The organism is Microcoleus sp. OTE_8_concoct_300 (assembly GCF_031383065.1).
Taxonomy (GTDB): Bacteria; Cyanobacteriota; Cyanobacteriia; order Cyanobacteriales; family Microcoleaceae; genus Microcoleus.
In genome coordinates this window covers 1-24,730 of the sequence record NZ_JANMZH010000110.1, presented here as the reverse complement: position 1 = coordinate 24,730, position 24,730 = coordinate 1, and the positions used below count along the sequence as shown (strand labels likewise).

General features: G+C 45.3%; 21 protein-coding genes. 5 read left to right on the top strand and 16 right to left on the bottom strand.

Going from position 1 to position 24,730, the window contains the following annotated elements; genetic code table 11:
- Window positions 1-293: 293 nt before the first annotated feature.
- The 4 genes from ACUVJL_RS05715 to ACUVJL_RS05700 form a co-directional block, all read right to left on the bottom strand.
- Entirely contained in the window at window positions 294-572 is a 279-nt protein-coding gene (locus ACUVJL_RS05715) for a hypothetical protein (protein ID WP_445244971.1), read from the bottom strand.
- A 2-nt stretch (window positions 573-574) separates the two neighbouring features.
- Window positions 575-889: a DUF2079 domain-containing protein gene (locus ACUVJL_RS05710; RefSeq protein WP_445244970.1), complete on the bottom strand. Its 315-nt coding sequence runs from the start codon at window positions 887-889 to the stop codon at window positions 575-577.
- Window positions 805-1,335 carry a DUF2079 domain-containing protein gene (locus ACUVJL_RS05705; RefSeq protein ID WP_445244969.1) on the bottom strand — a complete coding sequence of 177 codons (531 nt, stop codon included), beginning with the start codon at window positions 1,333-1,335 and terminating at the stop codon, window positions 805-807. Before ACUVJL_RS05705 ends, ACUVJL_RS05710 begins: the two co-directional genes overlap by 85 nt.
- A 338-nt stretch (window positions 1,336-1,673) precedes the next feature.
- Window positions 1,674-2,033, bottom strand: a complete 360-nt coding sequence (locus ACUVJL_RS05700) for a hypothetical protein (RefSeq protein WP_445244968.1) — start codon at window positions 2,031-2,033, stop codon at window positions 1,674-1,676.
- A 1,432-nt stretch (window positions 2,034-3,465) separates the two neighbouring features.
- On the opposite strand from ACUVJL_RS05700, the gene ACUVJL_RS05695 reads away from it, so the two are divergent.
- The gene (locus tag ACUVJL_RS05695) at window positions 3,466-4,392 is read left to right on the top strand and encodes a polysaccharide deacetylase family protein (protein ID WP_445244967.1); all 927 of its coding nucleotides are present in this window, start codon (window positions 3,466-3,468) and stop codon (window positions 4,390-4,392) included.
- A gap of 313 nt (window positions 4,393-4,705) precedes the next feature.
- Complete coding sequence (locus tag ACUVJL_RS05690) at window positions 4,706-6,154, top strand: DUF5009 domain-containing protein (protein WP_445244966.1); 1,449 nt, start codon at window positions 4,706-4,708, stop codon at window positions 6,152-6,154.
- A gap of 5 nt (window positions 6,155-6,159) precedes the next feature.
- Here the strand turns inward: ACUVJL_RS05690 and ACUVJL_RS05685 are convergent, their stop codons facing one another.
- The 11 genes from ACUVJL_RS05685 to ACUVJL_RS05635 form a co-directional block, all read right to left on the bottom strand.
- A complete protein-coding gene (locus ACUVJL_RS05685; protein WP_445244965.1) occupies window positions 6,160-6,795 on the bottom strand; it encodes a retropepsin-like domain-containing protein in 636 nt (211 codons plus the stop codon).
- 66 nt (window positions 6,796-6,861) lie between these two features.
- Window positions 6,862-7,920 (bottom strand): hypothetical protein, encoded by a 1,059-nt coding sequence (locus tag ACUVJL_RS05680; RefSeq protein ID WP_445244964.1) that lies wholly within the window; start codon window positions 7,918-7,920, stop codon window positions 6,862-6,864.
- A 220-nt stretch (window positions 7,921-8,140) separates the two neighbouring features.
- Complete coding sequence (locus ACUVJL_RS05675) at window positions 8,141-8,689, bottom strand: hypothetical protein (RefSeq protein ID WP_445244963.1); 549 nt, start codon at window positions 8,687-8,689, stop codon at window positions 8,141-8,143.
- A gap of 16 nt (window positions 8,690-8,705) precedes the next feature.
- Window positions 8,706-9,905: an ImmA/IrrE family metallo-endopeptidase gene (locus ACUVJL_RS05670; RefSeq protein ID WP_445244962.1), complete on the bottom strand. Its 1,200-nt coding sequence runs from the start codon at window positions 9,903-9,905 to the stop codon at window positions 8,706-8,708.
- A gap of 16 nt (window positions 9,906-9,921) precedes the next feature.
- Window positions 9,922-10,878: a 7-cyano-7-deazaguanine synthase gene (locus ACUVJL_RS05665; protein ID WP_445244961.1), complete on the bottom strand. Its 957-nt coding sequence runs from the start codon at window positions 10,876-10,878 to the stop codon at window positions 9,922-9,924.
- Window positions 10,879-10,931: 53 nt separating this feature from the next.
- Window positions 10,932-11,459 (bottom strand): hypothetical protein, encoded by a 528-nt coding sequence (locus ACUVJL_RS05660; protein ID WP_445244960.1) that lies wholly within the window; start codon window positions 11,457-11,459, stop codon window positions 10,932-10,934.
- Window positions 11,456-12,085, bottom strand: coding sequence for a hypothetical protein (locus ACUVJL_RS05655; protein ID WP_445244959.1), 630 nt, complete (start codon window positions 12,083-12,085; stop codon window positions 11,456-11,458). Before ACUVJL_RS05655 ends, ACUVJL_RS05660 begins: the two co-directional genes overlap by 4 nt.
- Before the next feature lie 369 nt (window positions 12,086-12,454).
- Complete coding sequence (locus ACUVJL_RS05650) at window positions 12,455-13,864, bottom strand: ferredoxin:protochlorophyllide reductase (ATP-dependent) subunit N (protein ID WP_216670582.1); 1,410 nt, start codon at window positions 13,862-13,864, stop codon at window positions 12,455-12,457.
- A gap of 493 nt (window positions 13,865-14,357) precedes the next feature.
- Complete coding sequence (locus ACUVJL_RS05645; RefSeq protein ID WP_445244958.1) at window positions 14,358-15,806, bottom strand: DUF5331 domain-containing protein; 1,449 nt, start codon at window positions 15,804-15,806, stop codon at window positions 14,358-14,360.
- Window positions 15,807-15,840: 34 nt separating this feature from the next.
- Window positions 15,841-16,707: a ferredoxin:protochlorophyllide reductase (ATP-dependent) iron-sulfur ATP-binding protein gene (gene bchL, locus ACUVJL_RS05640; RefSeq protein WP_445244957.1), complete on the bottom strand. Its 867-nt coding sequence runs from the start codon at window positions 16,705-16,707 to the stop codon at window positions 15,841-15,843.
- A gap of 1,462 nt (window positions 16,708-18,169) precedes the next feature.
- Window positions 18,170-20,335 carry a CBS domain-containing protein gene (locus ACUVJL_RS05635; RefSeq protein ID WP_445244956.1) on the bottom strand — a complete coding sequence of 722 codons (2,166 nt, stop codon included), beginning with the start codon at window positions 20,333-20,335 and terminating at the stop codon, window positions 18,170-18,172.
- A 150-nt stretch (window positions 20,336-20,485) separates the two neighbouring features.
- Here ACUVJL_RS05635 and ACUVJL_RS05630 point away from each other — a divergent pair, with 150 nt between their 5' ends.
- From ACUVJL_RS05630 to ACUVJL_RS05620, 3 genes are all read left to right on the top strand, one after another.
- Window positions 20,486-23,050 (top strand): PhoD-like phosphatase, encoded by a 2,565-nt coding sequence (locus ACUVJL_RS05630; protein WP_445244955.1) that lies wholly within the window; start codon window positions 20,486-20,488, stop codon window positions 23,048-23,050.
- A 198-nt stretch (window positions 23,051-23,248) separates the two neighbouring features.
- Entirely contained in the window at window positions 23,249-23,524 is a 276-nt protein-coding gene (locus ACUVJL_RS05625) for a hypothetical protein (RefSeq protein ID WP_445244954.1), read from the top strand.
- 14 nt (window positions 23,525-23,538) lie between these two features.
- Window positions 23,539-23,979: a type II toxin-antitoxin system VapC family toxin gene (locus tag ACUVJL_RS05620; protein ID WP_445244953.1), complete on the top strand. Its 441-nt coding sequence runs from the start codon at window positions 23,539-23,541 to the stop codon at window positions 23,977-23,979.
- A 290-nt stretch (window positions 23,980-24,269) separates the two neighbouring features.
- On the opposite strand, the gene ACUVJL_RS05615 is transcribed toward ACUVJL_RS05620, so the two are convergent.
- The coding region (locus tag ACUVJL_RS05615; protein ID WP_445244952.1) for a WD40 repeat domain-containing protein at window positions 24,270-24,730 on the bottom strand (461 nt) is incomplete at its 5' end.

The following is a 24,730-nucleotide window of genomic DNA, read 5'->3' as shown; positions in this document are numbered from 1 at the left end:
TATGCTGGTAACTCATTGTCAGATTTTTGATTTTTACAAATTATATATGTATGACTTTTTTGTGGAAAACCCTGAATTAATACCAACTTAATCATGATTAGTGAAGCCAGATTAGTTTGCAACTGATTTAGGATTGCTATACTTGCAATTTTAGTTGATTTTAGTCTCTGGGGGCGATCGCAACTGCCTGCTAGATCATTGACTTTCGACTATTTCATCAACGGTTCGATTTCTTGCCGCAATTTCGACCAAGCCCACAAAACTTCCGGCTTAGAAGGTATGGCTTTTTGAACTCAAACAACTCCCTCCAATACTTCGGCAATTCCGTACAAACCTCGCCCTAGAGCTTCATGGGTCAAACGCACTCCCGCCCGAACTCTACCTCTGTCAACGGGAACTTTTAAATTGTTTGGCTGCAATTGCCACAAATCTAACAGCACATAATCGACATCGACTACTTTTTTCTCTTCGTCTTTCATCTCCATCACTTCTAAGCCGATGATGTTCCGGCGGCCCCAAAGGTGAGAAACTATATAACCGCTGGTAGAAAATCTAGCGTCTTGGGGAATCAAATTTAATATTTTTTTACATGAGCTGCGTGTCCGAGTTGAGTCGGCAAAGATTGATAAACCCAAGGTTGAAAATAATAAGGAGAGATGAAATACAAAGCTCGATGCGGATTGGAAGTGTAGGTAAGCAGTATTGACAGACCGATACACCCAATCCAGAAGCGGTGGAACCTGGGTTTGAATTTATCTTGATGTTGCGACCACCACAGGATTCTACCGTAAAATAACCCCGGACTTACAGCAAATGTGTAGCGCGTGTTGATAAAAGTAGCAGCCTGATTAACAACTTGCAGCAGCAGAACCCGTAGCTGAGAGCGCACAAAGCTATGCCGACACGAGGGTAGCTGCGGCTGACAATTAAATACGCTCCAATGCCAAATAAGCTAATCCCAGCATCTTCGCGAGTGCCTAATTTAAAAACTGCGATTAGCCAAAATAGCGGGCAGCGCTGCTTTTCTAATGCTAGGAGCAAGCTAAATATAAATAGAGGAATTTGGCACTGTTCGTAAAATTTACCCAGCGTCGGATCGATGACACCATTTGCTCCGTAATAGCTGGCTACTATCATTACCGACAAGGGAACAGAGAGATAGTGTCTTGCTAAGAAATACAGCACTATTCCGGCTGCTGCAATTAAAGCTACTTGCAAAAATATTAGGGTAATGGGCGATAGAAACCAGGCATAAATCGGCATCCAAATCAGAAAATCACTGACGAAGTGTTGCCCTAAATGGATGTAAAATGGGTAGGACAGTTGTCTGTCCATCAGCTAGGCGCTGGAGGCGGCTGAGGACATTGAACGTTGAAATAATCTGCCGTGTATGCTATTCCAAAATCTTTGGTTAAATAGACCGCGCTCGTAGGTGGCTAAGAAGCTTTATTAGCGTATTATGCTAAAACTTAAAACTCATATAAAAAAGATGATTGCTAGGATTGTAACTTGACGCAATTCTGTTTGATTCTTCCAGTAGTCGAGAAGTTTAAATTTCAGAGTTTTTGCTGAACCCGATATTTGCTCTCAGGTTGACTGAAGTTGTGCTTAAATTCGGCAATAGAAATAAATTTGCCTTGAGTTTTCAGCTTGGTGAGGTATTTTTCTAGTTTTTAAACCATTTTGCGGTCTGAGTATTTTTTCACGTAATTGGGTAATTTTAACGGGGAAATATCTGTGAATTCCCAGAGGTGAAAGTAGCTGTTCAGAGAGGAGTCTGTTTCTAGGGTTAGTTGGGTTGCTAATTCTATCATTGAGATGGGGAAGTTTTTAAAGCTCAACCAAAATAAGGGAAATCGGAGCACAGGAGTGACTGATATGGCAAGGTTGAGCAGTTTATTCGTATAATATGCAGTTCTGGGTTTAGATAGGTTGTTGTATCTGCCAGGGATGTAGGTTGGATTCATTGATGAGTTGTATTCGTAACCTGCTTTTTCTATTTCTGCGTCGTCTACGGGCTGAAGTCTTACCATCCTGAATCCAGTAAGTAGAGTATTAGTTATTTGTTCTAAGGTTTATTTAGATTTGTGTAAATCTTCTAGGCAAAATTGATAGTGGTAAAAACCGTGGGAGGCGCTTTCATGGTGTTTTGAAAATTCTCTGATTATATCTGGGTTGTGGAATGCAAAGTTAGCTGTGACAAAAGATGTGGCTGTAATATCTAATTTTTATATAACTGCAATAATCTTTGACAATCCTCGGTTATAAATTTCAAATTTAATGTCGGATTCCAGGGGTTGACCGTATTCTTCGGGGATGTCAAATTATTCTATGTCAAAGCTCAACAAACTTGATTTATTCATAGTAGCCTGCGCGGTAGTTGGCTATTATTTCAAATAAGCATATCAGCATTTTTAGGAATTTTTAAATATAATATTGAATTGAGAAATTTTGTATAGGTGTTGCTGGGAAACTTGGGCGGGAAGTTCACCAATTGTAGGTTTATTTAATTTAAAAAAATAAATTATACATCAAATTAAAATTCAGGAAATGTTGGTGTCTTAAATATTTTTTGGGCTGGTATTTTCTTAAATTATTTGAGTCCGGCTGGCATATCTCTATATGGTAGATTGAGAATTTTTCCAGAAAATAACTTAAATATTTTGCAGGATATTTTTATGAGTAAGGTAAGATTTCGGAACTTTTATCGAGGGAGGTTTCTGCAAGGAATTACGACATCAAATTATTTTAATTTTTCGACTAAGAGTTCGAGGTGTTCGAGAGAGTAAGGTAAGCCGCCATCCATCAAGCAAATGCAGTCAGCGTCTACACATTCGCTGCCTTTTTTGACGGCATATCCTTTGGCTTGACGGTTGCTGTAAGAAATTAGTTTGATGTGCTGTGTGAGGAAAGTATTAAGTTAGTTTTCGATAATGGGCAGTGTATTGTCGGTCGAGGTGTCATTAACAATGATAAAATCGTAAGCAGGATTTTTTTGAGAAAATTCTCAAATTCTGTCAAAGGTTTGGTCTATGCAATTTGCTTCGTTGTAAACAAGCAGAATTACCGCTATCTTCATCATGGTTGTTGGAGATGGCTTTAGGTCAAATATAGTACCACCTGGGGAGGTAAATCACAAGTAAAAAAATTAAAGAGAAAATTTGTGGCGGGGAGAGGTATTGTTCACTGCTGCTGAGAAAATTGACTTCAACTTCGCCTTGAAAGTGCAAATAGGAAGTTGGACTTTTTGGAACCTGTCAACAGGGGGCAGTTTAGGGGTTGGAGGCTGCTGTCGGAATTGCTGCAGTCGATCGCCCATACTGGCTAATCTATCTCAAATGAGGATTTTTGAGCAAGGGGACGATCGCCACTCCTTTAGCACGACTTCTGTTAGATGCTCTCAGCAGCCAGAAAAACCCTCTTACTCCCATCCGAACCTCTTACCTCATGAGCTTGTAATTGTCAATGGTAAATTATTTAGTTAACAAATTGCCGGAGTATTTTCAACCGCGTATTACGCTCCGAAAAAAACGCATTCTTAGCTTTTTACTAGCATTTCTCCTAACTTTCATCATTTCTCAAGTAATCTTAGAAATCATCACAGTACAAATTCCAATTTTCGGCTTTCACGATATTGTTGACCTTCAGAATTCCCAGGAAATACCGCCGCAGCGGCGAGAATTTCCCGGCGACTACAGCCAGCAAAATTTGGAACCTTTTTTAGATTATTTAGTTAGCCATAACTATTGGTTTTTGTCATCCCAAGAGCTTTACGACTATTTCATAGCAAATCCCAAAAAGCCAGTGCCGAGTGAATATCGCGATCGCCCAAAAGTCATGATTACTTTTGACGACGGAAATAAAAGCATTTATACGCACTTACTGCCCATTTTAGAAACACTCGAAAATAAATACGGCAAAAAAACCAAAGTAGTTGTATTTATCAACTCCGGCTTCTTCGGCCATCATCACTCGCTCATAGAAAAGGTAACTTGTCAAGACTTGAGAGACGGAATGCAAAAAGGTTTTTATGATATTCAATCCCACGGACTGAATCACCAAAATTTAACAAAAATTTCTCTGACAGCATTAGACCGAGAATTATCTGAAGATCAAACTAGACTGAGGAAATGCACCCAAGATTTAGACCCAAATCGAACAGTCGCCTCACACATAGCCTACCCGTTTGGCGCTGTCAACAAACAAGTTGAGAAATACGTTGCCAAATATTTCTTATCAGGATACTTGTACGACACTTCAAAATTAAAACTGTGGTTTTTTCCACCCAATAAATACCGAATTTCGAGGTTGACAGTCAATAAAAAATACTCCGCAAAAAGACTCAGCAACCTAGCTTCAGGAAGCTGGCTACGCAAATTAATTGGCAAATAAGCCGGAGATATTCTATTATTTTTGAACAAAAAAGATGTGTAGTAATATCCTGTGCCGTAAATTAACCGTTATTCCCCTCCGGGTTAAGTTCACGATTATCTATAGCCTTTCTCAGTAACATGAGGTGCTCATAGGGCATAGGGCATAGGGCATAGGGCATAGGGCATAGGACTTGCCCCGATACCTCACCACGCTTGAGAACCGCTATATCAAAAAGCGCAAGAACTCCAGTAAACCCGCCCCGGCCGATATCTTGCGGTCAACCAACCGTACTTGATATAAATTAGAATCCCCAACATCAGAGGTAAAAGACATGGTGAAACAAGAAAATAGTTTAGCAGTTGCTGCCGTTTCCCAACGCGCAGACGCGCTGGATGCCCTGCGCGGCCTAGCAGTTTTAGCGATGGTTTTATCCGGTACAATAGCCCGGAAAACATTGCCGGCGTGGATGTATCACGCCCAACTGCCACCGCCGGATCACATTTTTAATAACAAACTGCCGGGATTAACCTGGGTTGATTTAGTTTTCCCCTTCTTTTTGTTTGCAATGGGGGCCGCGATACCGCTAGCTTTGTCGCGCCGCATCGCCAAGGGATGGGATACAAAAAAAGTGATTTTATCTATTTTGCAAAGAGGCTTTTTGTTAGCGTCATTTGCGATATTTCTCCAACACATTCGCCCGACCATAATTAACCCAGACCCATCCATCCTGCAGAAGTGGTGGATGGCCTTGTTGGGATTTTTAATATTATTTTTAATGTATGTTCGCTGGCCGTCCAGGTGGTCTGTGTGGCGGCGGAGATCCTTAACCCTTGTTGCTTGGAGTGCCGGGATTAGCTTCGTATCTCACATCAAATATCCCAACGGTGTAGGATTTTTAGTTAGCCGTAGCGATATTATCTTGATGGTACTAGCAAATATGGCCGTTTTCGGCTCGCTAATTTGGCTGTTTACTCGTTCAAATACGTGGTTGCGAGTGGGATTTTTGGGCTTGCTGTTGGCGGCGCGGCTGTCTTCTCATACTGACGGTTGGATTAATTTAGTTTGGCTGTACTCTCCTGCACCTTGGCTGTTTCAATTTGATTATTTAAAGTATTTGTTTGTAGTAATTCCGGGTACGATTGTGGGCGATTTGCTGGGTCGGTGGATAGAGTATTGTTCGCCGGAAGAGGCGAGTTATGCTAGCTGGAAGAGTTGGCGCTATTTCAGCCTTATGGTTTTGATGTTTGCTGTCAATTTAGTATTGTTAATTGGACTGCAAGCTAGATGGGTGTGGCAGACTGCATTAGTGACGGTGGTGCTGTGTTTGTGCGCTTTGGTTTTGTTAAAAAAGCCAGGGAATGTCACGGAAAATTTATTAAACCGCCTTTACAAATGGGGGTTTTATTGGCTGGTTTTGGGTTTGCTGTTTGAGCCTTATGAAGGCGGAATCAAGAAAGATTCAGCGACGATGAGTTACTTGTTTTTAACGGCTGGAATGGCTATTTTGCTGTTGATTGGGTTGATTATAATTATCGATGTGTTTCAAAGAAAATGGTTATTGCAGTTGTTTATTGATAACGGGGTGAATCCGATGATTGGCTATGCAGGATTTGCGAATATTATCTGGCCGATTCTGGTTTTAAGTAAATGGGAACCTGTGATTATTGAGATGACTTCAATCAATCCGTTTATGGGGTTTTTGAGGGGGTTGGGGTATACGACGATTCTGGCGTTAATTGTGGTAGTGTTTACGAGGATGAAACTGTTTTTGAGAACGTGAGATAATTAAAGGCCGAGAGCATCTTCACGTCTTGTAAATATAATTTCCTCATCAGCTTGCCTAAACTCAATATTAAACTTATCAAACACCACTTCTCGACCCAAAAGCAATTGTTCTCCCCCTGTATTATTTTGCAACCATGCCACAGGAGCAATAAAAATGTGTCCATCTATTGTCATTTCAACATCACGTAAAACATAGTTGACTCGGCCACCTATAGTCTCTGCTAATAAAGTTGATTCTGCATCAGCTAAAGCATATCCTAAATCCTGACCAACCTTTAACGAAATTAAACTTAGTTCGGCGCCAGAGTCTACTAACATCATTGTAGAAAGCTCCAAATCTCTATGTTTTAAATTGACACGATAGTTTGGCTGCCAATCGTGGCGAGTAACTGTACGAAAGCGAATGGGTAAAATCTGAATAGAAGCTGTTTGACGGGGAACTAAGTAAATTACAAAAGGTTCTCCTGAAGCTTTGGCTAAATCCAAAACTTCACGCAAATTTTCGCTGTGAGCAATTAATCGATTAGCATTGTAAGCAACATATTGATTTCGATATAATTCTAATAACATCCGACGGTTTTGATTCAACCATTTCAGCATCTCACGGCTTTCTTGTTGGAAAACTGTTATTTTCATATTGCTTGCTCATTAAAACTGTTTTTAACTATGAATATTGGCACACAATGTACATGATATTAGCACTTATGAAAGCGACTTCAAAATGCCGCTTTCCAATTGATAAATTGCTGCCATAATTCCGGTTTCTGGATTTTTAAGTAGTGACTTTTTGACATCTTTTAAGTATTCTACAATGTGTTCCCGCAAAATCGGTCTTTCTACTTTGACTGTGTGATTGTAATCCCACAAATCCCAGATAATAATCCCGATGCCGACAATCGGGTCGATTAAACTTACTCCCAACTGACTAGCAACTGTACCGCCTGTTTTTGTTGCCATTTTGGCGGCGGCTTTGCTGGCAACTTTTGCGGTAACTTTGCTGCCAACTTTAGTTGCTACTCCCAAAATTAAGGGTTTGGCAATTAAGTAGCCGCTGCCGCCAACTAATACTTTTAATGATAAATTCGAGACGTTCCCTTTGTCGCTAATTGTGGTGGCAATATCGTTCAGATATTTGTCCCACTGTACTTGCGGTATATTATAATTGTTTTGAACTACTTTCACATTCTTGCTAACTTCGGCTATGTACAAGTTAGCAGTATCTTGAGTGATTAATTGAAATCGCAGTTGAGCATTTTTGGGTACCAGCACGCGGTTAGCAAATTCTCTTTGAAAGTCTTCGGTTAATTTTTCGGAAACAGCACGAGATGCTGCTGTCATATCAAATCTGTTGAGTACGGCAGATTTCACGAAATTAAAAGGTACGGTAAACTCCATCTTTTTTTGATTGAAGTAATCGAAGTACCAATCGAGGAAACTATTGTCTAGTCGTGCAATTACTTCGGTTTCCCATTTGTCCAATTCTTTTGAGGCGAAAGTTTCGGCTGTTGTATGGGATTGTTGGATAGCGTTTTTAATGTCTTGGTTGACTTTGCTAAAATCGTGTGGCGGCGAGACTACAACTGCTGTGGTTCCCGTATTTGTTAGTGACTGGGAAATTAGAAAGTTACCTAATAGGGGAATGATGACTACTAAAATTACGATCGTCCAAATCATCGGTGTGACAGTTTTGATAAACTGACCGATAACTCTGAGACGTTCTGTTTTCTCTGAATAGCTAATTTCTTCCTTGTCTTGACTCATGGGGGTTTCTCAACAGATGAGAGTTGGGCTAGTTTCGATTATAGGCGATCGTACCTGCGATCGTGTTACGGGCCTGTGACCTGGGATTCTGGAAAGGTTGGGGAAAAGTGCGATCGCTCTCTTTACCTGGGTTAATCTGCAGTTAATAAAAAACTCCATCGCCTTCACCTTAATTCTTTCATAGGACCCTTTAACTAATGCTCAGCTTAAACTTTCAGCCTCACTGCCTCGCAGTTTCCCACCAACTATGCAAAGGGTGGCTTTTAGGTGGCATATATCGCCCCTTAACTCGAATTAAATTCAGTACATCGCGTAGTGTTTGCGAATCAATACCTGCTTCCTCTGACCAATGCTTAACTATCTCTAGGGTTGATAAAACCTGAAGCTGTGGTGTCTCCTTCCGAAAAAACGATATCGCCCGTTTATCATCGGTCGCCATTGCCCATTGTCGGTGAACTGCGATGGCGCCAGTCGCTGACTCGCCGTCATCTAAAATAGCGGCGTAATTCACAAATGATTCGGCCTCTTCTTCCGACTCAAAATCCACGGTTATAAGTAGATTTTGTGCGATCGCTGCCTCGAATTGAGACGCACCATCATTTTCTTCGCCCTCAAGACGCTGGAGTGTTTGTAACTCCTGCTCTCGAACAACCTGGGTAACTGCAACCCGAACAGGAATAGACTTCAAAATTCCCAGTAATTGACCCGAAGCGCAAAAGTTTAGAACGCAGCAGGCATCAAGAAGAAGGTGGGAGTGAACAATCTGCATAACTTGACTTCTCCCATTACTCCTGCATATCGATCAGGTCGAAATCAGAGGCTTCCTCCATCATTCCGCTTGAATGTTCCCGCAATGCTTCTGCGATGCGGCGCGCCTCCAAGCGATCGACATTTAGGAACTCAGAAAAGCGACTCTCTGTAATCAGTCCTTGATCCAACGCCTCGATCGCCAGATGCTGATAGTGGAGAGGGATCGTATCAGTGCGCTGTGGGATGTCCCCTAAGCCAAGATCCTGTTGTACCTTTCTTACTTTCAACCCACGATCGCGCAATCGCTCCCAAGTTCCAGCCGGCACAAGCTCCATTTCTTCTAACCTATAAGCAAGCGCTTCTACGGATACACCATAGTAATGAGCCAGAGTGAATAGATGAGTTGGAGTGAACTTGTTATCTATGCCAGACATATCTTTGAACCGCTTGAGCAAGCCGCTAGTGGGCATAAGGAAATATTTAGGAAAGGTTTCGGCTAGTCGTTCGCTCTCTGGAACTCGCTGATACTGACCTTCAAATTCCAACACAGCTTTTCGCCGATGTACGAGAAAGTGAAGGTATTCGTGAGCCAGCGACCAACGCCGCCGCTCCTCTGGATGATTAGCATTGATTGCTATGCAACCGCCAAGTCGTTCATCGTAGGTGTAAATCCCTGAGTATTTTGGTGGCATCTTTAGATAAAAGATGCGAAGTCCCACATCCTGCTCTAGAATGTCGCGCAGCCGTGAAATAGGACTATCTCCAAGCCCAAGCCGCTGACGTTCTGCAATCGCTATGCTTTCCGCCACAGCCTTGAGTGGCATATTCGTCACCTCCTGCTCAGGAGGATAGTTCCGGGGAAGTGGTGCGGACATAATTTCTTCAAGCTCTAGGTAATTCCGACAAAAATCCTCTAGACGCAGAATTGCTGGTTCAATCTGTACCTCTTCTCCCTCACTGCGCTGATAGGCTGCCCGGAATTGCGTCTCGAAAGGTTGAACCACTGGACGATCTCGAACGAATTCACTAACGGAGCGCCCATACGCACGGGCAAGCTTAATTAGTTCAGTTGCTTTAAGGCGGCGCTCTCCTTTTTCGATCGCCACCATAGTAGTGCGTGCAGCATCGATGACTTTAGCTGCATCAGACTGATTCATACCGCACTTTTTACGTGCCTGCTGAAGAAGTTCCCCCAGTGTCTGCGGGTCGATGTTGTCAAGGATGTTCGTAGTCATACATTTTTCCTCAACTTTACTGAACGTTGACTGCGTTTCTATTTGATACCTGCTGTTTGCCACATTGATTTAATGGGCAAACCGCAATTTGGGATTTTACTGTATCCCATTCAGAAACATAGGTTCGATAAAGCTGAATTAGCTGGCCCCGCATATCAATGGGTAGTAGGCTTTCTGCCCCAGCGCTGCGATCGACGATATCATCCAGCACTGGAAACTCTCGTGTCAAAGCTTCCCACTGAAGATCCATTTCATCTGATACATCAAGCAAATTTCGGAGGGTGTTAACCTGCACAAGCATATGATCGAGATGCAAACTGGACTCCTTTGGCGGGCGGTTTCCGTGAAGCACTACATAGCGCGTTCGATCTTTTATATAGGTAGCAGCAAGCGCTTGTCGTCTTAAAAGACAAGAGGAACAGTAACCACACTGAATCGGCCGCAGGCGATGTGGGCTGTCGCATGACATAGTTAGCGGCGGCAAGTCGTTTCTCCCGTCTTCAGCCAATGCTTTGCACATTTGAGCCTTAGTCCAGAAGAGAAATGGATTTTTTACGCGGAACTCTTCTCCTAAAAGTTCTGAGACGAGATCGCTCACCATAAGTAAAGTCAGCGGGTGAACAGAACGAGAGTGATCCAGTCCCACAGCAGATGCGCGGTAAGGAAGGTTAATCGCCCCAATCTCATTCTCGTAAACACACAGAACCCGCTGACCCATGAGATATGCACACGCGGCACCAATTAGCGTGAATACAACACCTCGCGAACGAGAAAGCTTATTCTTTTGCTGTATAGCGCTATCGTGGAAGCGGATCGGTACGCGGAAAAGATGGCAACGACCGGGAAAGATAGACTCAACCTTCTTTGCTACTCTTCCCTGGCGGGCATAAACACTATCGTTACTGCCAGTTCCAAACAACACGAATGACTTTTCTGGATACATACGAAGACGAGTAAGCTGTTCGACATTCAAACTGCACTATTTGTGGGCCAGACCCCATACTGCAAGGGGTTGAGGCAATAAATTTAAATGACTAACAGCTTATACAGACCTGCAAGGGCATCAAGTCCACCACTCCACAGCGCCACTTCACATCCTTTAGGTGCGATTGGAAGAGATTGGTGCTCAACGAGGCGTTCCGCTACGATTCGTTTCTGAAAGTGAAAAACCCACTCGCTCCCTGTTGCCCAATCAAGAAGTTCTTCCAGCTTTGTCCGAAACGCTTCGGCACTCAACAGTTCTGGATGACGGACAGGAAGCACCACATAAAGGCGACGCTTCTTCTCTCTCAGGTTGTGGGGCGCAAGCCGATCGGAAGCATGGATTGCCACAGCGAGGTCAACGAGGTCAGCAATGATGGCTGGAAACTCGGCCTGAACCCGATACCCGAATGCCTCATCATCCACATTGATACCAACAGTTAGCTCTTTGCCCTGAGAGCGATCTATGAAGCGCACAGATCCATTACTGTTCGATACAGGTTCAAAATGCAGGGTATAATCGCTGGGATCGTTGTCGTAAAGGCTCTGCTCAATGGAAGGTTCGTATTTCATAGCAGATCCTCATCAAGGTCTATTTTTTTTACCTTCTTGCGTGAAGAGCGTCGCAAGCTTTTCACATCCTCATCCGCAACAGCTTTCTTTGCCCATTTCCTCATTTCGGGTAAGATATCGGGACGGATCGCCTCAACACGCTCCGTAACGGTCGCATTATCAACATCAGCATGGTGATTAGAACTCAGCGGAATGCGTTGCTCAAATTTCGCTTTGTATACTTCTTGAAAAGACCGCTCCACAACCGCTTCTGACAAATTGCTAGCGTCTACTGTCCGGTTATAACGAATCTCATGTAGTATGCCCTTGCTAGCACGAAGGATTAGCTCCTTCACATAATGCGAAACAGTGGCTTGTCGTGCGACCCGCTCTAACTTCAGGTTCCAAGCCATCCAATCCACAGAGCTATTTGCAGCAGTATTTTCGCTGGCTTTGTCCAAAATCTCCCCCATGTGCTTGGCCAACTTAACAAAAAGAACACCGTAGTTGTTTTTGATGTCCTGCAAAAACGCTTTCATCACAAACCAAGCGCATTCCTTGCGGTCAAGCTTTCCTTCACACAGCATCTGATAAGGCTTCTGGTATATTCTCGAAAGCTGACTGTGAACGAGATCTCCGTCGGGCATGGTCGAACCTCCAAGGCTCCGAGTTTGTTTCTACGATCAAGCTAGCTGATTTTTCTGACAATGTCAAGTCTTAAGAGTATAAAATGAAAAAAATGTCAGGATCTAGATTCGCCAAATTGGATGTAGCCCATACCTGGAGATGAGGAGGAGCATAAGTGCGAATTCGATCGCACACCTCATCCCCTACCTCGCAGCAACTTACGGACGATCGCACTATTTAACGGACGAGTCGAGAAAATTGGCTTGACTAGAAAAAAAAAGACCTATGGCTGTTGCACTAGCTGTTGTGCATTAAATGTCCAGTAATTTTCTACTGAAAAAACCCGGTTTCTTGGAGAAACCGGGTTTTTTATTCAACGCTAAAAACGATTAAACCTTCGCTTCATTCTTCACCAAATTACCCCAACCCAAATCCTTCAGCGAATTATTCCGACGCAGCGGACGAGTCACCAACTCCAAAATATCCCGCGCATTACCAAAGCCGTGAATCTGAGCAAAAGTAAACTCAACAGACCACTTAGTATTAATCCCCCGCGCTTCCAAAGGATTAGCGTGAGCCATACCAGTAATCACCAAATCAATATTCTGCTCGTAAATCCGCTGAAGCTGATTGTAATTGTCTGGTTTCTCCACAATCCGAGGAGTAGGAACTCCCATCTCGTGACAAGTCTTTTCTAACAAAGCCAACTCGGCCGCTTGATAGCGCTTGTCCATGTAAGGAATGCCGATTTCCGGGCAAGTCATGCCGCAGCGAATCAAGAAACGTGCTAAAGAAATCTCCAGCAAATTGTCTCCCATAAAGAAGACAGATTTGCCGCGAATTATTTGCAGGTAATCTTCCAAACCAGCCCAAATTTGCGCTTCCCGTTCGTCCAAACCTTTTGGTTCAATTCCCAATACTGAGCAAATCTTTTCAATCCAAGCGCGAGTTCCGTCAGGGCCGATCGGGAATGGCGAACCAATTAGCTTACACTTGCGGCGGCGCATCAACGTAGAAGCTGTGCGCGACAAGAAGGGATTCATGCCCGATACATAATAACCTTCTTCCAAGACTGGCAATTCAGTGTAGCGCTTGGAAGGAAGCCAACCGGAAACTTTAATTCCTTGCTTCTTCAATTCTAGAGTTAGCTGAGTAACAACCGGATCGGGCAAAGAACCAAAAAGTACCAGCGGCGTGTGCTTGACATATTCCGATTCATCTGCTGCAACTTCCTCTTTTTTCTTACCGAAATTCAGCAGTTGAGAGATAGCATTGCGTTCTTGTTTCTGAGATTCCATCACTGGCGCTTTCTCAGGGCATTTAGCAGCCATCGCTGCCAAAACGGTATCTTCCCCTTGAGTAAAAGCGTAATCCAAGCCGTTAGCGCGCGCCGTGACGATGGGAATGCCAATTTCTGCTTCGAGTTTCGGCGCTAACCCTTCCAAATCCATTTTGATGATTTCGGTGGTGCAAGTGCCGATCCAAACAATTACACTGGGGTTACGATCGCGCTTAATTTGCAAGCACAGCCGCTTCAACTCATCATAATCGTTTAACTGAGCGGAAATATCGCCCTCTTCCAACTCAGCCATCGCATAGCGAGGCTCAGCAAAAATCATCACGCCCATTGCGTTTTGTAAGAAATAGCCGCAAGTCTTAGTACCGATGACCAAGAAAAAGCTATCTTCAATTTTTTGATAAAGCCAAGCTACGCAGCTAATCGGACAAAATGTGTGATAATTGCCTGTTTCGCATTCAAAGTTTAAAGCTTCCGGTTCATTAGTAGTAATAGCAGTCATATCTCAAATCTTCTCCCTTTAAATTGTTTTTAGTCTGAAACACGACAGGCTCGCCTAGCGAGGAAATACCTGTATTTTGCGATCGCATCTCTTGCTGCGGACAAGCATAAGTAGTTTTTCAGGTTGTTTTTCCTCTCGAACGCGAACAGGCGCAGCGGCGAAAAAACACCTGTGAAAGTGCGATCGCGCTGAAGCAGCGAACAATAATAGAAATACCTGGTTTTCGCGTAATTCCTCTGAAAAATAGATGCAGCCCACTCAATATTTCCGCAGCAGCTGCAGCATCCAAAATTTTGGCTAAAAATTTCCGCCTGCGCGAGGGCATACAATCCCTCACAGCAGGGATTTAGTGTTCTTCAACTCCCTAAGGGAAAAAGCCTTTTGGCAGTTGTGAGTTGGAGCTAATTAAAAATTAACAACTCGCAACTCACAACTCACAAATAGAGCGGGAAACTTCAAGACTAGGACAGACGCGGGCGATCGCGCAACAACCTCATTTAAAATCCGACAAAAAGCCCGAAATTTCTTCATCCTCATCGTCGGAATCCAAATCGCCGAGACCTAAAGCATCTAAATCATCTTCGTCAGGATCTCCGGTAGTTGCTTCCCCGAGATCATCAAGTCCGAGATCGTCGAGGTCATCGTCATCAGATACAGAGAAATCGTCAATACCGTCTTCGTCCAAGTCGCCCAGATCCATGTCTAGGTCATCTGAGGTCGCTGTCCCAAACGGATCGGGTATTTCTTCGGGGACAAAATCTTCATCTTCTTCCCCAAACGGATCGGATATCCCCCCTTCGAGCTCCTCAGAGGTCAAAGTCCCAAATTGTGAGGCTTCTTCTTCATCGTCATCGCCGAGGTCGAGACCGTCCAAAGCCGAGGCTTCTTCTTCATCCTCATCGCCGAGGCCGAGACCGTCCAAAGCCGAGGCTTCTTCTTCATCCTCATCGCCGAGGTCGAGATCGCCCAAAGCCAAGGCTTCTTCTTCCTCATCGTCGCCGAGGTCGAAGTCAGATGCGGCCTCTTCCTCGTCGTTAGCGAGGTCGAAGTCAGATACGACATCTTCCTCATCCTCGCCGATGTCGAAGTCAGATACGGCGTCTTCCTCATCCTCGCCGATGTCGAGACCGCCCAAAGCCGAGGCTTCTTCCTCATCGTCGTCCATGTCGAAGTCGGAGACTGCTTCTTCCTCATCGTCGTCCATGTCGAAGTCGGCGACTGCTTCTTCCTCATCGTCATCCATGTCGAAGTCGGAAACTGCTTCTTCCTCATCGTCATCGCCCAGGTCGAAGTCAGAGACTGCTTCTTCCTCATCGTCATCCAGGTCGAAGTCAGAGACTGCTTCTTCCTCATCGTCGTCGAAGGATTCCTCGTCGGAGCTCAGTGCTGACGCAGCAGCAGCCAGACCGGCTGCTCCGGCGACTCCGGCGACTACTCCGGCTGCTGCTAAGGCCGCACCGCCTAATTTATTAGATTTGGCATCAGCGGGTGCAGCAGTTGCAGTTTGAGTCGCTGCTAGTGCAGCAGTTGCAGTTTGAGTCGCTGCTAGTGCAGCAGTTGCAGTTTGAGCCACTGCTGGTGCAGCAGTTGCAGTTTGAGTCGCTGCGGCTGCAGCAGTTGTTGGAGTTTGGCTGGCCGTCTGTTGCGTGGTATTTGAGGGTATACCCAGCGCCAGGTCCGGGTCAAAATTTAGCCCCAACACTTCGATCAGGCTGTCTGCATCCGGCTTGAGTTTTGAGAAGGGCAGCATTAATTGCTGGAGTTCCGGCTCCAGGGCAGCCGCAATTCCCAGGATGAGGTAAGAAACAGGCCTTTTCCCGCCGTCGGGTGTGGCGACCGTGTTGTCAGCCGTCATGTGCAGGAGCAGCCAAGCCCGATTAACCTGGTAGTAGTCCAACCACTTCTGTTTGAGAGCAACTGAAAAAGTATCAAAAAAAGCCATAACCTCTTTATCCTCATCCTGATCGCTAGACCTATTAAACCATCATCAGGTCTAGCTCATCTTCCTCCTTCTTGACCACTGGTTGGACTGGATTTAGGTAAAAATCTGATAGCAGCGAGAATAATTCGCGATCGGGCGTGTCGTTGGGAACTACTCCTTCGGGCATTGCCAAAATCTGGTCGGCGATGTTGAGGTAGTAATCGCAGACGTAGTTGAGGGAAGGATCGCTCTCGGCCATCTCAAACAAGGTTTTGCCTTTGACGCGAGAAACGCGGATGTCTTCAATCAAGGGCAGCACTTCCAGCACCGGCATGGGTACAGAGTCTATGTACTTGTCGATCAAGTCGCGCTTGGAGGTGCGGTTGCCAATTAAACCGGCGAGCCGCAACGGGTGAGTGCGGGCTTTTTCGCGGACTGAGGCGGCGATGCGGTTGGCTGCAAATAAAGCGTCGAACCCGTTGTCGGTAACAATCATGCAGTAGTCGGCGTAGTTCAAGGGGGCTGCAAAACCGCCGCACACTACGTCGCCGAGCACGTCGAACAGGATGATGTCGTATTCGTCGAAGGCATTGAGTTCTTTGAGCAGTTTGACGGTTTCGCCGACTACATAGCCGCCACAGCCAGCTCCTGCGGGAGGGCCGCCTGCTTCTACGCAGTCAACGCCACCGTAGCCTTTGTAGATGACATCTTCGGGCCAAACGTCTTCGTAGTGATAGTCCTTTTGCTGAAGGGTGTCAATAATTGTGGGGATTAAGAAGCCCGTGAGGGTAAATGTGCTGTCGTGCTTTGGATCGCAACCGATTTGCAAAACTTTCTTGCCGCGCTTGGCTAGGGCAACGGAGATGTTGCAGCTTGTTGTCGATTTGCCAATTCCACCTTTTCCGTAAACTGCGAGTTTCACTCTTTGTTCTCCTATAGGTTTCTATCAAAACGATGAGGGCTGGGGTTTCATGCTTTTTTTCGATCGCCCAACTGCAATAGCCCCATTGCAATAGCAGGCGTTGCAATAGCCCAACTGCCATGCCCTTACTGTCAGTCGCTTTGAGATTTCTGATTTGAGATTTTAGATTGACTCCACAGATGAATCTGAGGGTTCTCCCTAATGTCTAAAATTTTTCGCTCTCGACGACTTTTGTTTGGGGCTTGTATCCGTCTTTGGGTTAGGCCAATTTTGGAGCCTGCCCTGAGTCACCTCGTTGAAAGCATTATTAGCTAACTTGCGATGAAAGGAAAGGGGGCGTCTAAATGAAAATGCTAGTAAATTTGTTTATTTTGCACCTTTTGGAATCTTAACTGGTTTTTTGACTGAAAAATCTATTTTTATAATTTTTTTAGATTTTTAATTGATTTTAGAATATCTTTTTTATATAAAGAGGTACAAAAATAAAACAAAAATTAACGAATCAAACAATCTGGGCTTTTGGCTTTGGGGCTAGGATGCAGGCAGTTGATGGCTTGTGCGGTTAACTTGAACGAGCACAAAGGCGCTAGTGGATGAGGCACACGGGATCGTGAGTTCGGCCCTGTTGGGTAAGGGGAGGGCAAAGTTATAGGATTTTTGATTTTTGATTTTTGATTTTTGATTGGGAAAGAGTCATTTTGCTGGGGTTTCTAGTGTTTTGTAAAAAATTGTTAATTTTTAGGAATAGGTGGGGGAGTGTCCGAGTGTCCGAGTGAGACGGTACATGACAGAGACATTAACGCCGCCATGAATATCCGCGAGGAAGGTTTACGACTTTTGGCGTTCGGGCATCTCGCTAACGCTTCTTTCCAACGTGTAAGACCATCTCAAGGCACTGCTTTTAGAGGCAACGTTGGATGAAGGAAGAATCTGGGCCGTTTTACGGCGGGGAGTTGTCAAGTCTTCCCAATGACTACTGATACCAGTTTAAAAAAAGAATGCAACTGTAAGCCCGTGCTCCCAACCACGAGCTTCATCAGTCATTTCCAATTCTGCAATTCTTCAATCGAAAATCTCAAATCGCAAATCTAAAATCCTACTGATACGAGTTTAAAAAAAGAAGGCAACTGTAAGCCTGTGCTCCCAACCACGAGCTTCATCAGTTATTTCCAATTCTGCAATTCTTCATATCGTTTCCGGTTGCATCGGAATGATTTAACCGCAGAGGACGCAGAGAACGCAGAGGGAGAGAATACAGAGAGGAATAATTCCGATGCTACCGGATTTGATATCAATCGAAAATTCAAATCGCAAATCTAAAATCCTACTGATACCAGTTTAAAAAAAGAAGGCAACTGTAGGCCCGTGCTCCCAACCACGAGCTTCATCAGTCATTTCCAATTATTCAATTCTTCAATTATTCAATTCTTCAATCGAAAATCGACAATCCTATGACTGCTGACTAATGACAACTGACGATCGGAATCTCGATCGCAAACTCAGTACCCCGTCCAGCTTCCGAAATACAGTCGAGCCGCCCCCCGTGCTGTTCCACCACTAAATGGTAAGAAATCGACAGTCCCAACCCCGTGCCCTTGCCGACTGGTTTGGTAGTAAAAAACGGGTCAAATAATTGGCGGCGAATCTCCTCCGGTATGCCCCGCCCGTTGTCGGAAATGCGGATCGCTACAAAATCACCGCCAACAACTTCAGTGCGAATTGTAATAGTGGGAAAAGTCAATGGAGAACTAGGATTTGACGGGGGTGAATTTTTCCCATTTCTCGTCGCCCATTTCCCTGTCTGGATTTCTTCATCCAAAGCATCAATCGCATTGCCGATAATATTCATGAACACCTGATTGATCTGACCGGCACAGCACTGGATGTGGGGCAAATTGCCGTATTCTTTAATGATGTGAATAGATGGATGTCCGCCGTAAGCTTTGAGCCGATGCTGCAAAATCAACAAAGTGCTTTCGAGTCCCTCGTGAATGTCAACGAGCTTGATGTTAGATTGATCCGATCGCGAAAAATTGCGCATCGACACAACTATTTGGCGGATGCGTTCGGTTCCTACTTGCATAGAAGACACGATCTTAGATAAGTCTTCTACCAAAAAATCGACTTCCATGTCTGTTGCTGCTTCGCGAATTTCCGAGACTGGTTCGGGATAGTGCTGCTGGTAAAGTTCCAACAGTTGGATCAATTCTTTGATGTAGTGGCTGGCGTGGGAAAGGTTGCCGTAGATAAAATTAACAGGATTGTTAATTTCGTGAGCGATACCGGCAATCATTTGTCCCAAAGAAGACATTTTTTCGGTTTGCACTAATTGAGTTTGAGTTTGCTGCAACTTTCGCACAGTTTGCTCTAATTGCTGCGCTTGATTTTTCAAGCAACTTTGCTTTCGCCGCAACACTTCTTCGACTCGCTGGCGCTTGATAATATCCCGCCTCAACAATTCATTTGATTCTAAAAGTTGAGCGGTGCGTTCTTCAACTTGTTTTTTTAAGTCGTCGTGAGCTTGGCGCAGGGCTTCTTGGGCCCGCTGCCGCTCTAAAATTTCTTGCTGCAAAAGTTCGTTGGCGTGCTGCAATTGGGCGGCTCGCTCGTCCACTGCTTGCTGCAAAAGCTCGATCGTCCCGTACACTTCAGATTGGTTAAAAACTTGTGGCAAACTTGTCTCTGAGACAACACCCAAAAGTTCTCCCTGGCTCCCAACTACTACCAAACGCCGGACGCTGTGTCGCTGCATGGACTGGTGGACACTCCAGAGGGAATCGGCGGGAGATATGCAAAATAAAGGTGCACTCATGGCCTCTGTTGCCGAGATTTCCGAGAGATTTAATTCGAGGGCGTGAAACTGCACGATGTCGCGCTCGGTGACAATGCCGATCGGAATTTCGTATTTTTGTGTTGGTGCGATCGCCCCTGAGGGATGCTGAATTTGCTCTTCGACAATGACGACGGAACTAACTTGATGCTTGACCATGAGCTGGGCTAAATCGAGGGCTGAGGCTGTTTGTGGGGCCGAAATGACTTGGTGCGTCATGACATCTGCTGCACAGCGCAAATTGGTTAGCAAGTTAACCGGTTGCAGGGCTTCGTGGATGGCTTCGCGGGTGATGATGCCCAGAAGTCGCGAGTCCTCATCGACTACGGGCAAATGCCGGATCTGGTGCTGGCGCAACGTGAACATAGCTGTGAAAATATCTGGAGACTCGGATTGTTTGAGGGTAATGGGCGATCGAGTCATTACGTCAGCAATTGTCAGTCCTACCGCACAAGCTGCGACGGTAGTTAGCTTGACGATAATATCCCGTTCTGTAAAAATGCCGATCGGCCGATTATCTTCCACTACTAAGACGCAACTGCGCTTGGCCGTGTTCTTAAGAGCGTTTTGTTTTTCGCCACAAAGCTTACAGGAGACGTGCATCGGGTTCATGAGAGCCAACACTTCGGCTATCGGGGTTTCTGGAGCCACGGTGAGGGGGTAGCGGTCGATCGCCCGATCTAAAGGTGACGAGCAGATCGGCCCGCTGTTGGGCCGTCCGGCGGGTTCTGATGATTTAATTGCTGGCGACTGCAGGGCTGAATCTAGGAAAAGCTGTAATTGTTGTTCTTGTAGCATGGTTGATTATTAATTTTACTTAATGAATTGTTACAAACTTGCTGACACGGGTTGGCAGACTTAGCATTAATTAAGCGGGTGACAGGTTGTCGATCGCCTAAAATCTGATTGCTAGAGCACCCTTATTTAATTTTTATTTTTTTAAATCCTATGTCGTGGACTCCCTTAAGTCATCGAATTCATCACTTGCCGCTCATCCTTGCGGGCCCGATTTTGCGCCGGACTCAAACAGAGCTCGTGACAGTTTGGCTGGCTCTGAAAGCACCCCGCCAAGTCGAACTCAAGGTTTATTCGACTGAGGGCGGAACCGGCGAAATTGTCGATCGGCCCTTGCTCCAAGGTGCGAACTCTACCGTGCAGCTCGGCAAATACCTGCACGTAGTGGCGGTGACTGCTAAACCAATTAACAGCAAGGTCTTGACATTCGGGCAAATTTATGCTTATGACATCGAGTTTGCTGGGAGTCCCGAGTCGCAGTCCGGGGTTCTAGTCCCAGAAAATGAGAAAGAAAATCTCATTTCTTGCTTGTGGCCGGCCTCCCCTGATTTGTCGGCTTTGGGGCCGGAGACGATTAGTTATTTCCCTCACCAGTTGCCGACTTTTGCGCTGCCGCCGAAGGATTTAAACTATTTGCGTATCGTTCACGGTTCTTGTCGCAAGCCCCACGGAGACGGCAGAGATGCCCTGCCAATCTTGGATAATTCGATCGAACAGTTTGCAGGAATGGCAAATAGTAGACCCCACCAACTCTTTTTAACGGGCGACCAAATTTACGGCGATGACGTTGCCGATGCGATGCTGTGGGCTTTGACTGATGCTGGCGATACACTTTTGGGCTGGGAAGAGAGTCTACCCCTGATAGATGATGCCCAAATTAAAAAGAATTTGTGTATCAGTATACCTAAAATTTCGGAAAACGAAAATGCAGGTGGCCAAGAGAGAAAAATTTTTAGAGAGTCGCCAATTCAGAAACCGTCTGATACTGAGTATGAGTCCAAAAAACCAATTCAGTTACAGCCGGGGACTCGCAGCGATATTGCCAGAGATTTTGGCGGCTTTACGGCGATGTTGGTGAATCAATCGGAAAAATCTAAAAGTCACTTGTTCGGTTTGGGGGAATATTGCGCGATGTATTTGTTAGTTTGGTCGCCGATTCTTTGGTGCACGCATTTCCCGAAGGGTAAGGATATTTGCCCAAATTCTAAGCAGGCAAAAGTCTGGGATAAAGAAGTTGTTGAACTTGAGGGTTTTGCCCGCAATTTGTGGAGGGTGAGGAGGGCGCTAGCGAATATTCCTACTTATATGATTTGCGATGACCATGATGTTAGCGATGATTTGTTTTTGAATCGAGAGTGGTGTTACCGGGTGCTGGGGAAGCCGCTGGGCCGGCGGGTGGTGCAGAATGCTTTGCTGGCTTATGCTGTGTTTCAGGCTTGGGGAAATACGCCCGCACAGTTCGATCGCGAAAAACCGGGAGATAAATTATTAAAGGCTGCTGAAAAATGGTCGGCTTCGGCGGGGACTGATGTTTCTGTTTGGGAGAAGGCGGCTTCGTATTTGGGAATTCCCAGGATCGATCCGAAAACTAATTTGCCTAAGTTTAAATTAGATGAAGATGTTTTTATTTTGGATCGGGATTTTGAGGGTGCAAGTGAGGTTTTGAATTGGCATTTTACTGTGAGAAGTTTTAAGCACGAGGTGATTGTGCTGGATACGCGGACTTGGCGGGGGTATCCGGTGGAAAGCCCGATGGATCCGCCGATGCTTTTGACTCACAAAGGTTTTGAGGAGCAAATTCAGAAACCTTTGAAGGAGACGGATTTGCTGAATAAAACTGGGGAGTTTGAGATTGAGGCGACGCTGGTGGTTGTGCCGACAAATTTGGTGAGTTTGTGGCTTATTGATGCGGTGCAAAAGTGGGATTTGGCACAGGGGAAGGTTTTTAGTAGTGATGCGGGGGATGCTTGGAATTTTCATGAGTTGGCTTTTGTGAAGCTGTTGGTGGAATTTTTTAAACAGCGCGATCGGGTGATTGTGTTGACGGGGGATATTCACTATGCTGCTGCTGTGCGACTGAGTTATTGGTATGATTGTCATTTTGGCGATTCTCGATCAAATATTGAGCCTTTGGGGGGGGCGCATTATAAGTCAAGTTGTCAATATTCTGTGCTGGCGCAGTTGACTGCTAGTGCTTTTATCAATGAGGAGTGGAAAACGCATTTAGTTCATACTAAGATTAAGTCGTTGCTTCCTGAGCGATCGCACCAATGTTTGGGATGGAATGAGCCGCTGGAATTAATGAAGATTTCGACGATCAGCATAAAGAAGGCTGTGGCGGCTGGTTTCAAAAATAGACAATCTCTGCCTGATTGGGGCTATCGAATTGACTGGATTAAACGGCAAAGAGCTCGGGTGTTTTTGCGCGTCGAAAAGGGAACTGCGTCAGAGAGATCGCATAAAAATAAACAATTGTCTGTGCTGCATAGGTTGTGGAATTTGATATCGCTGTTGTGGCGCAATCGCTGGCTGCAAGAGGGTGATGAGATTGTGGGATATAGCAATATTGCGATCGTCAGTTTTCAGTGGCCGGATGATGGTGATGGGGAGAAGGCGGTGATTCAAAATGTTTATTGGCGGCCGCTTTGGGAGCCGGATAGTGTGGTTTACAGTCAATATTTTGTGCCGCTGGGATTGGATGAGCCAAGGGTTGATTGATCTGGTGTTCTGTATTTAAATTTAACTTTTTGGGCGTTGCTCATAGCAACGGCACACGGGTTGAAGAGTCGATCGCCCGTTTCCCAAAAAGTCGAGATCCCTTCCCATTCTCTCGCAGTTGGGTAAATTTGACAAAATTTGATATTTTTGCTATAACCTGAAATTAATCACAATTAAAGCTCAACTATAAATAAATGTATGGAAGCTGTAATTGAAAGCATTGTAAGTAAGCTGCGTTATTTAGGTAAACCGCAGCTAGAAGTTGTTCTTAATTTTGTAGATTTCCTAACTTGGCAGTCAGCGCCGGGCTCGTCATCAAAGGCAAGTGATTCTGGTGCAGAAATCAGCGATAGTGAGTTTGAAATACTTTTAGATGAATTTGCTGATGAGTTAATTAAAAACATGGGAGTAAATGTCCCTACGCTATCGGATTTTGCGGTGAGTCGTGCTGGTATCTATGAGGATCATCCATAGCAATGTTATGTCTTGTGGATACGAATATTTTGCTGCGGTTTGCCGATCGCTCTCATCCTTTATACCCTGTAATCCGAACTGCTGTAAAAAAATTGCGACAAGATGGATATAAACTGCAAGTAGCATCACAAAACTGCGTTGAGTTTTGGAATGTGGTTACTCGCCCGATCGAGAAAAATGGCTTTGGGTTGACTCCTGCTGATGCCGATCGCCTGTTACAGCGGATCGAGCGTCTTTTTCCGTTGTTTCCCGACACGCATTTAACATACTCCGAGTGGCGTAGGTTAGTTGTTACCTACAGAGTTTCGGGAATTCAGGTACATGATGCTCGTCTTGTGGCTATTATGAAAGCAAATGGTGCAGCACATATTTTGACGCTAAATGTTAAGGATTTTACTCGCTACGCCAGCGAAGGAATTGTGCCGATCGATCCGAATACTATCTCCGAACAATAAAAGTCGTGAAGCGTAGCTATCCCGTAGGGAATCGCACATTTCTCTCAAATTCGATCGCCCAATCAACCCAAAAACCCGTGAAGCGTAGCTATCCCGTAGGGAATCGCCCATCACGAAAAAACCCGATCGCGGGGCCCCAGAAACCGGGTTTTTACGACAATTCCTCGTTATAACCCACAGATTCGGACAAAAACCCGGTTTCTTGGATCGGCGGGTGGCCCAGAAACCGGGTTTTTACCGAAATACTTCGTTACAACCGACAGATTCGGGCAAAAACCCGGTTTCTTGGATTATCGCCCGCCGCTAACTCCCTCCAATCGCAGGAAATGCACCCGGCCAGATCGATCGCCCGCTACAACTGTCACTCCATCAGGTAAAACTGCACAGCAATCGAAGCCAGAATCCCCGCTGAAACTAGCAATTTCTTTGCCACCAAGCAGATCCCAGATTTTCAGGGTGCAATCCCATGAACCGGAAATCGCGGTTTTGCCGTCTGGTGCGATCGCCACTGCACTTACCGAGTTAGTATGACCGATGAGGGTTCTAAGTGCAGTGCCGCTTGCTGTGTCCCAGATTTTCAGGGTGTCATCCACTGAACCGGAAATTGCTGTTTTGCCGTCTGGTGCGATCGCCACTGCATTTACCCAGCTAGTATGACCGATGAGGGTTCTAACTTCCGTACCTGTCTCGGTGTCCCAGATTTTCAGGGTTTTATCCTCAGAAGCGGAAATCGCTGTTTTGCCGCCTGGTG